Source organism: Leisingera sp. ANG1, from assembly GCF_000203975.2.
Lineage (GTDB): Bacteria > Pseudomonadota > Alphaproteobacteria > Rhodobacterales > Rhodobacteraceae > Leisingera.
This window is the reverse complement of record NZ_AFCF02000002.1, coordinates 1-12,367: the sequence shown is the minus strand read 5'-3', so window position 1 is coordinate 12,367 and position 12,367 is coordinate 1. Positions and strand designations below refer to the sequence as shown.

Below are 12,367 nucleotides of genomic sequence, written 5' to 3'. Positions count from 1 at the left end.
CTCAGCCCTTGCTTGAGGCGGGGAACCGTTCCTGGCCAGCCGGCAGAGCAGCGGTTTCCGGCTGGCGGAAGCTAACCATGGTGGCACCGTTCTGGATAGCGGACACTTTGCAGACCAACCCGGTGCCGTCGCGCAGCTGAACATGGGACCACCAGGCCTCGCGCCCTTCGCAGCCTGCCACGAAGTCACGGATCTCGCCCCAGACAGGGGTGGGTGAACAGGTGTCCTGCCAGATGCGGCTGGCATCCATGATAGACACTTTGGCAAAGCTGGAGTTCGGGTCCATCTGCCAAAGGGTGTCATACGCGCTGTTTGAAAAGCTCATGCTGCCGTCATTGGCGAACACCGCGATGGCTTCGTCCATCTGATCCAGGATTGATTGCCCCATTTCCAGCTCAGAGCGGAACTGGCGGGTAAGGGTGACTTCGGCGGTGATATCCTCGAACAGGAAGGCGATGGCGCCATCCGGATGCGGCCGGCCCGAGACCTTGTAGACAGACCCTGAAGGCAGCGACCAGGTTTCCTGGTAACGCCCCTCGGCGGCAGCCTCCAGCAGGTCCGCCATCTGGTGGCGCCAGCTGGAGTAGCTCTTGGGTTCCGGCATCATCCGCTGATCGCGCAGCCGGTCAAAGAAGGTCAGCAGGTTGGGCCGCGAGCTCAGGAAGTTTGCCGGCAGCGCGGTCAGGTCGATCAGCACCGGATTGAACAGAACCAGCTGGCGGTTGCGGTCAAAGATCGCCAGGCCAATGGACAGCTGGGCAAAGGTCTTGGCCAGCGTCTGCACAAAATTGCGCTGGGCAACCTCGGCGTCGACCACCGCGTTCACATCGACCGCGTGGCACAGCCAGCCGGCCTCGGTTTCGGTGGTTGAGACGTTGTACCACAGCTTCTTGGTGCTTTCCGGCAGCGGGATGGAAATCCGTTCCGGTTTGCCGCTGGTCATCGGATCATGGAGATCCACGAACAGAGGATCAGAAAAATCTGCGCTGCGGCCGCGAATCTTCTGGCCGAGATTGTCATAGGCCAGGTTGGACCAGGTAACATTGCCTTCTTCCGACTGAAGCCAGACCGGATAGGGCGCCTGATGCACCGCGGCCCGCAGGGTGGTCAGCTCTTGATCCAGGGATTTATTGTGTTCCTCCAAGGTGCTGCGGCGCAGCTGAACGCGGGTCACACCATCAATCCATTCGCAATGTGCTTCGCGGCTTTCAGCGGCGGCGGTGCCGGACAGCACCAGCGGCCCCACATCCTTGAGAAAACCAGGCGACTGCGGCAGGCCAGGATAGCTGCGGGCCAGCTGGTCGCGCAGCATGCTCCAATCAAAGTTCTCCGCTTGGTCGCCGATAAATTTGCGGGCCCCGGAAGACCAGCCGATCAAGCTGCTGTCATCGAAAAGGAACACGGCATCAGTCCGGCCATCGGCGGCCAGCAGATCGTGCTCCATGCCATTGCGGCGGGGGGAGGGGGACAGCCACCAAACTGCGGCGGCAGCCGTGGCAGCGCATAGCGCGGCCAGTACAAACCATTCGATCGACGCGAAATCCTGCATGTCTTCCTGCCTAGTTCAGCTCTCGTTTACCCGCATGGTTCCCTAAAAATGGTTAAATGAAGTTTAATTGGTTTCCCAAAAGTGAATAGTTAAATTTCTAAAGGTAAATTTTTGCCGGTGACAGGGCCTCCTGCTTCCATGGCGTCGATTTTCTCGCGTGGCCAGGCAACCTCGACAATGGCGCCCGTCTGTTCAATGCCGGGGGAAATGGTCTGGTGGGGGTCAGAGCCATTGGCGAATCTCAGCTGTGCGCCGGTGCGCTGCAGCAGCGTCTTGGCAATGAACAGGCCCAGCCCCATGCCCTCGTACTCCGGGCGCTGCTTCAGTTCGCTTTCGCCCCGGCGGCGGCGCACAAAAGGGTCGCCTATACGGCCCAGCAGATGCGGAGGGAAACCCGAACCGTCGTCGCTGATCTTCAGGACGATGCGGTCGTTGTCCCATGCCGCATCAATCCAGACAGTGGACTGCGAGAAATCGACGGCATTCTGAACCAGATTGCGCAGCCCGTGAATGATCTCCGGTTTGCGCAAAACCGTAGGCTGCTGGAAATCGCCGCCTTCCAACGGCTCCTCGTGGTAGAGGACTGCTTTGCCGCGGTGCATATGCGGCTCTGCCGCTTCTGTCACCAGTGTCGAGAAAGGGGCCTGGCGCAGGTGCAGGTCGTCTTTGCCGGCCCGGCCCATGCCGCGCAGGATGTCCCGGCAGCGGTCGGCCTGTTCGCGGATCAGCGCGGCGTCCTCGCGCAGGTCCGGGCGGTCGTCCAGCTCCTCGATCAGCTCGGCACTGGTCAGCTTGATGGTGGCCAGCGGCGTGCCCAGCTCATGCGCTGCCGCTGCCACCACGCCGCCCAGATCGGTCAGCTTCTGTTCGCGCGACAAGGCGAGCTGGGTGGCGCTCAGCGCGTCCGACATCAGCCGCATCTCGTTGCTGACCCGGAAGGAATAGGCACCGATGAAGAGGATGGCGATGACGATGGCGATCCAGTTGCCGAAGATGAACACATCCGGGATCCGCAGGATAAATCCCTGCTCGGTCCGCAGCGGCAGGTGAAACTCGGCCATCAGCGTGACCAGGATAATGGCCGTTGCCCCGATGATCAGGGTCGAGCGCAGGCCCATCACCGCGGCGGAAATCGTAACCGGCCCCAGCACCAGCAGGGCAAAGGGATTGTTCAGCCCGCCGGTCAGGTAAACAAGGAAAGCCAGCTGCAGCAGGTCGAACAGCACCATCAGGAAGTTCTCGAACTCGCTGAGCCGCTTGTTTTCCGGGAAGGCAAAGATGGCAATCAAATTGCCGGCGGCGGAGATGCCGATCGCCAGGTAGCACAACCCCAGTTCCAGCTGCAGGTTGAACCGGTGCTGCGCCACAGCAATGGCGGTGATCTGCCCGGCAATGGCGACCCAGCGCAGCAGGATCAGTGTCCGCAGCCGGACCCAATGACTGTGATCGTGGCTGCTTGCCAGCATGAAAAGTCGGTCGTTCATCCGGTTCCGGTGCTCCCGCAGATGTGACGCCGTGCGCCAGTTGCATCGGCTGTATTTCTTGATAGGTCTGGCGCCGCAAACGATCAACAACCCTTCCCTGACGAAAAGTGTGATCCCATGACCCGCGTCTATGCTCTTCTAGCTGCTGCTTTTGTCGCTGCCCTGGTGGGCGGTGCCTGGTTTCTGACCCGCGGAGGCAGCGGGGGTGACAAATTCGCGCAGTGCCGCAGCAGCCAGATCGCAGGCGGCACCGAAACCATTGGCGGGCCGTTCGAACTGATCAATGCCAAGGGCGAAACCGTCACTGACAAGGATGTGATCACCGAGCCGTCCATCGTCTATTTCGGCTACACCTTCTGTCCTGACGTCTGCCCGATGGACGCAGCACGCAACGCTGATGCTATCGACGTTCTGGCTGAGCGCGGCGTCAGCGTGACGCCGGTGTTCATCTCCATCGACCCGGACCGCGATACCCCTGAAGCCGTTGGCGATTTCGCCGCCAACCTGCATGAAAAGATGATCGGCCTGACCGGTTCGCTGGAACAGGTGAAGGCGGCCAGCATGGCCTACAAGACCTACTTCAAAAAGAACGAAGGGGATGAGGACTACTATCTCGTCGACCATTCCACCTTCTCCTACCTGGTGCTGCCCGAGGAAGGGTTTGTTGAGTTCTTCCGCCGCGATGAAACGGCAGAGCAGATGGCCGACAAGACCGCCTGCTTTGTCGGGAAAATCTGAAGCAGGATAGCTGTTTGACCTTTTCCCCTGCCCGGACATATTCTTGCGCCAATAGATAAAACCGCGCGGAGGACCGGGCATGGCCGAAACTGATCTGCAGGAAATCGGACCTGACAAGACACTGCTGCTCGTCGATGATGACGAGCCGTTTCTGCGGCGCCTGGCCAAGGCCATGGAAAAACGCGGGTTCGAGGTAGAGACTGCGGGATCCGTCGCCGCAGGCAGCGCCATCGCAACCGCTCGCCCGCCGGCCTATGCGGTGGTTGATCTGCGGCTGGAGGACGGCAACGGCCTGGATGTGGTCGAGGTGCTGCGCGAGAAACGCCCCGACAGCCGGGTTGTCGTGCTGACCGGCTACGGCGCCATCGCCACAGCGGTTGCGGCGGTCAAGATCGGCGCGACTGACTACCTGTCCAAGCCGGCCGATGCCACCGACATTATGAATGCGCTGCTGTCCACCGGTGATGAGCTGCCGCCGCCGCCGGAAAACCCGATGAGCGCCGACAGGGTGCGCTGGGAGCATATCCAGCGGATCTATGAGCTCTGCGACCGCAATGTCTCGGAAACCGCCCGCCGGCTGAACATGCACCGCCGCACCCTGCAGCGGATCCTGGCCAAGCGCAGCCCGCGCTGAGCCTTCCACTTCAAACATGGGGCTCTGCCCGTCAACGCAGGGTGTTGCGCACCCTGCGTACGCTGGTCTCACGGGATCTTAAGCGGCCTGCGGCAAAGTTCCAATTGATCGCGGTCACCGCCGGGCCTGACACCCCCGGCACTTTGGAACTGGGCCCATTGGCACGGGCACGCACAGACGACGTTTCGCGTGCGGGAGTAACCCTCCCGTCCCGCCTCCGCCCCTTGGCGGCGCCGCCATCCTTAACTTGCTTCCGCTCTTACGCAGGACAGCCAGCAGGATACCGATTTGACCCACCGGCAGGGCAGCGGCCCTGGCTGGGTAAAACCCGTTTCATTCACATCTGCTGCAACAGCGCCTGATGCCGGGCAATGAACTCCTGCCGCACCTCAACGGGCGGGCGCAGGCGGATCAGCAGGCCCTTGGCAATCTCTGCATTCGGACGGCCAAAGAACTTGCTGGCTTCGGCTTCTGAAAAACCCGCGATCTGCACCGCTTCCATCCAGGCGCTGACCTTGTCTGCCCGCTTGATCTGCGCCTTGACCGTCTTGGGCAGCGCCGCCGGCAGCCCGAACCGCAGGTGAATCGCCGCCGTCAGCCGCTGATCCAGATCGCCGTAGCCCGGTCCTACTGCGGCCTTCACAGGGGATATCATGTCACCGATCACATATTCCGGCGCATCGTGCAGCAGTGCCGCCAGCCGCCATTTAACCGGCGCCTTTGGCTGCATCCGGGTGAAGATGTCCTCAACCAGCAATGAATGCTCTGCGACTGAGTAGGCAAAATCCCCCATCGTCTGGCCGTTCCACCGCGCCACAAAGGCCAGCCCGTGGGCAATATCCTCGATCTCGATATCCACGGGCGTCGGATCCAGCAGGTCCAGACGGCGGCCGGACAGCATTCTCTGCCAGGCGCGGGCGGGTTTGGCGGGCATGGGGATTCCTGTCGTTTTATTTACCCTCTGACTACCTTCTGCGCGTTGCCCGGGCAATGCTTGCCATCGTTTGAGTGTTTGCGCGAACACGGATGAAAACGGGCAGTTTACGCCCTGTGAGTTTGAAAAAGGTGCGTCCCGAACCAATATTATAAGTACACAAGGGGCACCGCCCCCTCCCCGCGGCAAACCCCTTTGCGACGTGACACGCAACAGAAAGGAGTTTGTCATGTTCAAGCGTTTACTTGGTCTTTCCCTGTTGTTCGGCATGGCAGCGACAGCGCCGCCAGCCCTGGCCGCCAGCTGCGGCGACCGCGAGGTCATGACGCAGAAGCTGGAAAGCGGATATTCCGAACGGCTGACGGCCGGCGGACTGCAGAAAAGCCGCCCCGAAGCGACAGTGATTGAAGTATGGTCGTCAGATGAAACCGGCACCTTTACGGTTCTCGTTACACATGCAAACGGGATCAGCTGCGTTGTCGCAACCGGATCCTCCTTCTTCCACATCGCGGAAAAAGCGCCGGACCCGGGCACGCCAAGCTGAATTTGGCTGCCTGACGGGCTTCCCCTACAGCCTGACACTTGATGAAAAGCCTGAGCCATCCGGCTCCGGTTGCGGGTATCTTCGTTGAATATCAACAAATGCAGTGCTAGGCCCTGCACCAAGTGTACTCGTAACCGGAATGGAGCAGACTATGGCCGGGGATTATATCGTCAAGGACATCGCGCTGGCAGGCTTTGGCCGCAAAGAGCTGGACATCGCCGAAACTGAAATGCCGGGCCTGATGGCGCTGCGCGAAGAATACGGCGCAAGCAAGCCGCTGAAGGGCGCCCGCATCGTCGGTTCGCTGCATATGACCATTCAGACTGCGGTTCTGATTGAAACGCTGGTGGCGCTGGGCGCGGATGTGCGCTGGGCCTCCTGCAACATCTTCTCGACCCAGGATCATGCAGCGGCAGCCATCGCCGATGCCGGCATTCCGGTCTTTGCGATCAAGGGCCAGACCCTGGAAGAGCATTGGGACTACCTCGACAAATCCTTCATGTTCCCCGAAGGCGCGAACCTGATCCTGGACGACGGCGGCGACGCCACCCTTTATGTGCTTCTGGGCGCCCGCGCTGAGGCGGGCGAAGAGATCATCCCGGTGCCGCAGTCCGAGGAAGAAGCGGTCATCAAGGCGCAGATCCTGAAGCGCATGGAAGCCTCCCCCGGCTGGTTCACCAAGACCCGCGACGCCATCCTGGGCGTTTCCGAGGAAACCACCACCGGCGTCCACCGCCTGTATGAGCTGCAGAAAAACGGCCAGCTGCCGTTCCCGGCGATCAACGTGAACGACTCGGTCACCAAATCGAAGTTCGACAACAAATACGGCTGCAAGGAATCGCTGGTTGACGGTATCCGCCGCGCCACTGACACCATGATGGCCGGCAAGGTTGCCGTGGTCTGCGGTTATGGCGACGTCGGCAAAGGCTCCGCTGCCTCCCTGCGCGGCGCCGGCGCCCGTGTGAAAGTCACCGAAGCCGACCCGATCTGCGCCCTGCAGGCTGCGATGGACGGTTTCGAAGTGACCCTGCTGGAAGATGAAGTCGCCACCGCCGACATCTTCATCACCACCACCGGCAACAAGGACGTGATCCGCATCGAGCACATGCGCGAGATGAAGGACATGGCGATTGTCGGCAACATCGGCCACTTCGACAACGAGATTCAGGTTGCGGCGCTGAAGAACCACAAGTGGACCAACATCAAGGACCAGGTGGACATGATCGAAATGCCCTCGGGCAACCGCATGATCCTGCTGTCCGAAGGCCGCCTGCTGAACCTCGGCAACGCCACCGGCCACCCGTCGTTTGTGATGTCGGCGTCCTTCACCAACCAGGTGCTGGCGCAGATTGAGCTGTGGACCCGCGGCGACCACTACGAAAACGACGTCTACATCCTGCCCAAGCATCTGGACGAGAAAGTCGCCCGCCTGCACCTGGGCCGGATCGGCGTCAAGCTGACCCAGCTGAGCTCCGAACAGGCCGCCTATATCGGCGTCAAGCCCGAAGGCCCGTTCAAGCCGGAGCACTACCGCTACTAAGCGGACAATGCAGAACACAAAACAGCGCCGCCGGGGAAATCCGGCGGCGCTTTTCTTTACCTGACCCTAATTGCCGGTGGTGGGGTCGATAACAGTTTCGATTCTGGTGATTTTGCTGGCCGGAAAGCCGCTCAACTTTGAATGTTCGTGTATCGCGTCTTCGGAGTCGGCCAGGTAGATGCAGAAGGTCTTGTCGCCGGCAACATAGGAGTGCTGCCATTGGACCCGGGGGGCCAGTTTGGCCAGCGCGTCATTTGAGGTGCGCGCCGCGCCGCCAAGTTCTTCACCGCTCATGCTGCCGACCTTCGGGATGTCCCGTTCTATGAGAAACCTTTGCATAGGATAACCTCCTCCGTGTCACTGATACGCAGGCCTCGATATAGGTCCCTGGTCCGGAAAGGCATCCGCTCTGGCTGCGAAAGGCGGCGGGAACCCAATTGAGAGATTTGAATTTCTGGTCCCGGAGGATGGGATCGGCTCAGCGGGTAATACCTGAAGGTGAAAACCTCTGCCGGCATTCACGTCAGTTCTGATTTAGCTCGCATTGTCCGGGTTATTGCTTTGCGGAATCGGCGCAAGGCGGCCTATACCTAAGAAACCGGCCAGGACGGCCAGGAACCAGATTTTCATACGCGTGTGGTGGATAGTGGAGCACGCGGGGTGGAAGGGAAGGTCCTGATTGTCCTCAGGTCCTTCCCTTTTTCATTTCAGATGTGTGGCAGCTTAGAACAGCGTCAGCGCCAGACCAGCCGCCGCACAGGCCAGCGTCGCATAGCCGCCATCAATCAGCGTCAGCTTCACCGGCCGCATTCCATACATGTTGTTGAGCGCAATCCAGGGGCTGATGAAGAACAGGCCGATGCCGGCACCGCCGATCAGGCCGGCGCCCAGGGTTTCGATGCCTGACAGGCTGAACACATGGCGCATCATGCCGGCAACGATCAACTGCAGGACAAAGGCCATGGCAAAGATCATCGGGCTTTGCCCGCCCTTCGGCTTGCCGTCTTCATCACATTCAACGCCGGAAGCCTCAATCCAGGGCTTGGCCAATGCGCCGTAGTAGACGGCGCCCAGCACAAATGCCGCTGCCGCCGCAACAATCACACTCAGGAATTCCATGATGCTCTCCTCAATGGTTTCAGCCATTTGAGAGCAAAGTGGCAGATCAGGCGGGGTCTGTCTCCCCCAGCGCGCAGATGGCTTGCCATTCCGCCTCGCTCACCGGCTGCACCGACAGGCGGGAGTTTTTGACCAGCACCATGTTCTCCAACCGCGGGTCAGCTTTGATCTGATCCAGGCTGACCGGCTTGGCAAAGGGGCGCACCGCCTTGATGTCGACGCACTCCCAGCGGTCGTCTTCGGTGGTGCTGTCGGGATGCGCCTCCGCGCAAACCTCAACGATGCCGACCACGGATTTCTCTTTCTGCGAATGATAGAAAAAGCCGCGGTCGCCAATGTTCATCTCGCGCATGAAGTTGCGCGCCTGGTAGTTGCGCACGCCGTCCCATTCCTCGCCCGCGTCACCCTTGGCAATCTGGTCATCCCAACTCCAGGTGGAGGGTTCGGATTTGAACAGCCAATAGCGCATCAGCCGATGACCTTTTTCCAGGTGATCAATTCGACAGCTTCAAACAGGCCGGCCTTGTTGTAGGGGTCATTTGCCGCCCAGGCTTCACCCGCTGCCATGTCTTCGACGTCCAGAATAACCAGGGAACCGGCCATATTGCCATCCTGATCCAGCAGCGGACCTGCCTGCGCCACGGCGCCGGTGTCGTTGATATAGGCCAGATGGGCGTCACGGTTGTCCAGCCGGGTCTGCAGATGGCCGGGTTTGTCGCGGGCGATCAATGCGATGAGCATTTTATTCCTCTTTTAATGGTCTTTTAAGCAAATGTGCCGCAGCCTCGCTGATCGTCAAGCGCTGATCTACCAAATTGGTTACCGTGAGCGTGACCGGCATATCCAAGCCCATTCGCTGGGCCTGTGCCGCAACCGCCCGCGCGGTGGCTGCGCCTTCTACTGTGATGCTGGGGTCAAACTCCTCTCCGCGGCCGATGGACAGGCCCAGCCGGTAGTTCCTGGACAGCTCAGAGGTACAGGTCAGCGCCAGGTCGCCAAAACCGGATAATCCCGCCAAGGTTTCCGGCTTGGAGCCGCCGGCCAGCGCCATGCGCTGCATTTCGGCATAACCGCGGGTCATCAGCGCAGCGCGGGCGCTGTCGCCCAGCCCGGCGCCGATGACCGCACCGCAGGCAATCGCCATCACGTTCTTCAGGGCACCGCCGATTTCCGCGCCAATGGTGTCTGTGGTCCGGTACAGGCGCAAGTTGGCCGTGGTCAGCTGCTCCTGCAGTTTTTTGCACACCTCCGCATCGCCGCAGGCCAAAGTCAGTGCAGTTGGCAGGCCCCTTGCAATGTCCGCCGCAAAGCTCGGCCCGGTCAGCAGCGCGGCCTGCGCATCCGGTAAAACCTCGCGGATAACGGCCACCGGGCCAAGCCCGCTGTCCAGCTCAATCCCCTTGCAGCAGGCAACAAGCGTCTTTCCTGCCAGATGCGCGCCGTACTCCTCCAGCACACCGCGCAGCGTCTGCATTGGCACCGCCAGCAGCAAGACTTCGGACTGGCAGGCCTCAGCAATATCCGCGGTGACAGAGAGGTTTTCCGGCAGTTCCACACCGGGCAGGCGGGTGCCGTTGCGGCGGCTGTCCTGCATCGCCTGGGCTTTCATCGGGTTGCGCGCCCACAGGGTCACCGGCCCGTTGCCGGCCAGCGAAATTGCCAGGGCGGTGCCAAAGGCGCCCGATCCCAGTACCGAAATGCTCATGCTTTGGCTCCTTTGCGGCCGGATCCGATCAATGCCGGGCTGCTTTGATCCAGCGGCCAGCGGGGGCGGGCGGTCAGGTCCAGACCATCACGCGCACCGGACTTGAACCGCTCAAGGCCCGCATAGGCAATCATCGCGGCATTGTCCGTGCACAGCCGCAGCGGCGGGGCAGTAAAGGCGGCGCCTGCCTCTGCACACACGGTCTCCAACGCGGCCCGAATGGCTGTGTTTGCTGCCACCCCGCCAGCCACGGCGACGGTTGGCTGCGCTGGCTGCTCTTCCAGATACAGACGGATTGCGCGGCGGGTTTTCTCCGCCAATGTATCAACCACCGCAGCCTGAAACCCGGCACAGAGGTCGGCACGGTCCTGGCGGGTTAGTCCGCCTTTCTCGGCCACGATCTGATCCCGCATCCGCATCAGCGCGGTTTTCAGGCCGGAAAAGGACAGGTTGCAATCCGGCCGGTCGAGCAAGGGCCGGGGAAAGCGGAACCGCTTGGGATCACCCGTTTCCGCCTCAGCCTGCACCGACGGCCCGCCGGGCTGCGGCAGCCCCAGAAGGCGGGCGGTTTTGTCAAAGGCCTCGCCCGGTGCGTCGTCAATAGTGCCGCCCAGCCGGGTGAAATCCTCCGGCCCGCGCACCAGCAGGTACTGGCAGTGGCCGCCGGAAACCAGCAGCATCAGGTAGGGATAGATGATCCCGTCCGTCAACCGCGGCGTCAGCGCATGGCCCGCCAGATGGTTCACGCCAATCAGCGGCAGACCGGTTGCGGCAGCGATGCCCTTGGCGCACATCACGCCGGACATCACGCCGCCGATCAGCCCCGGTCCGGCCGTCACCGCCACCGCATCCATGTCCTTCAGGCACAGCCCCGCCTCTGCCAGCGCATCGCGGACGCAGATGTCCAGCTTTTCCGCGTGGGCGCGGGCGGCGATTTCCGGCACCACGCCGCCAAAGGCGCTGTGCAGTTCGGTCTGGCCGAACACAACCGAAGACAAAACCTCGGGATTCCCACCCTCAGCCTGCCGCACCACGGCGGCGGCGGTGTCGTCGCAGCTGCTCTCCAGCCCCAGGATTGTCAGGGTCTTTGTCATGGCCTTACCGTTGCATCAATCTGCTGCCGGGGCTACCACCGAAGCGGGGTGCAAACAATCCCGGGAGCCTTGCAATGGTGCCTTTGCTGATGACACGCCCGCTGGCCGCGGCAAAGCGGTTTGCTGACGGCCTGCCAGCCGGAGCGCTTGCGGGCCTGCACGTGGTCTACACTCCACTGATGGAAATCCAGGTGGTTCAGGCACCGGTAAACTTGCAGAGTGTGAAGGGCGTGGTTTTCACCTCCGCCAACGGGGTTGAGGCCGCTTCACGTGAAACGGCAGTTCGGCTGCCTGCCTATTGTGTCGGGGAGCGCACGGCGCAGACTGCCGCAGAACTGGGCTGGCAGGCGGAGTTTCTGGGCCAATGCGCCGAAGAGCTGACGGCTGCCCTGCTGCAAAAGCGCCCCGAGGCACCGCTTGTACATCTGCGCGGTGCCCATGCGCGGGGGGAAATTGCCCAGCTTCTGACGGATGGCGGCCTCCCCTGCGGGGAGCAAATCGTGTATGATCAGGTGCTTTTGCCGCTGACGGAGGAGGCGCAGGCTGCGCTTGCTGCGCAAAATGATGTGATCGTGCCGCTATTTTCACCCAGGACTGCGCGCCATTTTGCCAATCTGTGCGGGGACGCGCCGCATTTGCATCTGATTGCGCTTAGCCAGGCCGTTGCTGAACCGTTGAAAGGCTTGAATTGCAAGGTGTTGCGCGTAAGTAAGGCACCGGATGCACCGGCCATGGCTGCGGCTGTCCTTGATGCCGCAGCGCAGCTGTCCCGGCTTGAGGGCAAGGGGCGCGCGGAGTAGGGTCCAGCGTGTTCGCAAGAATGTATTTTAGGAATCGAGGGGGAGGCCGGCGTGGCTGACAAGAAAAATCCGGAAGACGTGATTGAGCCCGGCCCCGGTGAAAACAAACCGGCCGAGGACGCTGCAGAAACCTCTGAACAGGATGCGGCGCAGGAAACCGGTGCTGAGTCTGTTGACGCCCCTGATGATGTAGAGTCTGCGGTTTCCGAGACCGAGACCGAGACCG

Annotated in this window: 14 protein-coding genes; 5 read left to right on the top strand and 9 right to left on the bottom strand. The window is 61.5% G+C overall.

From position 1 onward, the window contains the following. Position 1 precedes the first annotated feature (1 nt). Positions 2-1,549, bottom strand: a complete 1,548-nt coding sequence (locus GC1_RS05530; RefSeq protein WP_019295340.1) for a PAS-domain containing protein — start codon at positions 1,547-1,549, stop codon at positions 2-4. 89 nt (positions 1,550-1,638) lie between these two features. After that, positions 1,639-3,033 carry a sensor histidine kinase RegB gene (gene regB / locus GC1_RS05525; protein WP_019295341.1) on the bottom strand — a complete coding sequence of 465 codons (1,395 nt, stop codon included), beginning with the start codon at positions 3,031-3,033 and terminating at the stop codon, positions 1,639-1,641. A 117-nt stretch (positions 3,034-3,150) separates the two neighbouring features. On the opposite strand from regB, the gene GC1_RS05520 reads away from it, so the two are divergent. Both GC1_RS05520 and GC1_RS05515 read left to right on the top strand, forming a co-directional pair. Then, positions 3,151-3,771, top strand: a complete 621-nt coding sequence (locus GC1_RS05520) for an SCO family protein (RefSeq protein ID WP_019295342.1) — start codon at positions 3,151-3,153, stop codon at positions 3,769-3,771. Between the two features lie 79 nt (positions 3,772-3,850). Then, complete coding sequence (locus tag GC1_RS05515) at positions 3,851-4,405, top strand: ActR/PrrA/RegA family redox response regulator transcription factor (RefSeq protein WP_019295343.1); 555 nt, start codon at positions 3,851-3,853, stop codon at positions 4,403-4,405. 337 nt (positions 4,406-4,742) lie between these two features. Here GC1_RS05515 and GC1_RS05510 read toward each other — a convergent pair whose 3' ends face one another. Further along, the gene (locus GC1_RS05510; RefSeq protein ID WP_019295344.1) at positions 4,743-5,339 is read right to left on the bottom strand and encodes an HD domain-containing protein; all 597 of its coding nucleotides are present in this window, start codon (positions 5,337-5,339) and stop codon (positions 4,743-4,745) included. A 229-nt stretch (positions 5,340-5,568) separates the two neighbouring features. Here GC1_RS05510 and GC1_RS05505 point away from each other — a divergent pair, with 229 nt between their 5' ends. Both GC1_RS05505 and ahcY read left to right on the top strand, forming a co-directional pair. Continuing rightward, positions 5,569-5,883 carry a hypothetical protein gene (locus GC1_RS05505; protein ID WP_019295345.1) on the top strand — a complete coding sequence of 105 codons (315 nt, stop codon included), beginning with the start codon at positions 5,569-5,571 and terminating at the stop codon, positions 5,881-5,883. Between the two features lie 151 nt (positions 5,884-6,034). Next, on the top strand, positions 6,035-7,423 hold the full coding sequence (ahcY, locus tag GC1_RS05500) for an adenosylhomocysteinase (RefSeq protein WP_019295346.1): 1,389 nt from the start codon (positions 6,035-6,037) through the stop codon (positions 7,421-7,423). Between the two features lie 66 nt (positions 7,424-7,489). On the opposite strand, the gene GC1_RS05495 is transcribed toward ahcY, so the two are convergent. The 6 genes from GC1_RS05495 to tsaD all read right to left on the bottom strand — a co-directional run bounded on the left by GC1_RS05495 (position 7,490) and on the right by tsaD (position 11,341). After that, positions 7,490-7,762: a DUF4242 domain-containing protein gene (locus GC1_RS05495; RefSeq protein ID WP_019295347.1), complete on the bottom strand. Its 273-nt coding sequence runs from the start codon at positions 7,760-7,762 to the stop codon at positions 7,490-7,492. A gap of 384 nt (positions 7,763-8,146) precedes the next feature. Then, the gene (locus tag GC1_RS05490) at positions 8,147-8,542 is read right to left on the bottom strand and encodes a DUF1761 domain-containing protein (protein ID WP_029204733.1); all 396 of its coding nucleotides are present in this window, start codon (positions 8,540-8,542) and stop codon (positions 8,147-8,149) included. A 46-nt stretch (positions 8,543-8,588) separates the two neighbouring features. After that, a complete protein-coding gene (locus GC1_RS05485; protein WP_019295349.1) occupies positions 8,589-9,011 on the bottom strand; it encodes an EVE domain-containing protein in 423 nt (140 codons plus the stop codon). Next, positions 9,011-9,283: a YciI family protein gene (locus tag GC1_RS05480; protein ID WP_019295350.1), complete on the bottom strand. Its 273-nt coding sequence runs from the start codon at positions 9,281-9,283 to the stop codon at positions 9,011-9,013. The genes GC1_RS05485 and GC1_RS05480 overlap by 1 nt, the downstream gene beginning before the upstream one ends. Before the next feature lies 1 nt (position 9,284). Next, on the bottom strand, positions 9,285-10,247 hold the full coding sequence (locus GC1_RS05475) for an NAD(P)H-dependent glycerol-3-phosphate dehydrogenase (RefSeq protein ID WP_019295351.1): 963 nt from the start codon (positions 10,245-10,247) through the stop codon (positions 9,285-9,287). Beyond that, positions 10,244-11,341 (bottom strand): tRNA (adenosine(37)-N6)-threonylcarbamoyltransferase complex transferase subunit TsaD, encoded by a 1,098-nt coding sequence (gene tsaD, locus GC1_RS05470; protein WP_019295352.1) that lies wholly within the window; start codon positions 11,339-11,341, stop codon positions 10,244-10,246. The genes GC1_RS05475 and tsaD overlap by 4 nt, the downstream gene beginning before the upstream one ends. Positions 11,342-11,415: 74 nt before the next feature. Here tsaD and GC1_RS05465 point away from each other — a divergent pair, with 74 nt between their 5' ends. Beyond that, positions 11,416-12,141: a uroporphyrinogen-III synthase gene (locus tag GC1_RS05465; protein ID WP_019295353.1), complete on the top strand. Its 726-nt coding sequence runs from the start codon at positions 11,416-11,418 to the stop codon at positions 12,139-12,141. The last annotated feature ends 226 nt before the right edge of the window (positions 12,142-12,367 follow it).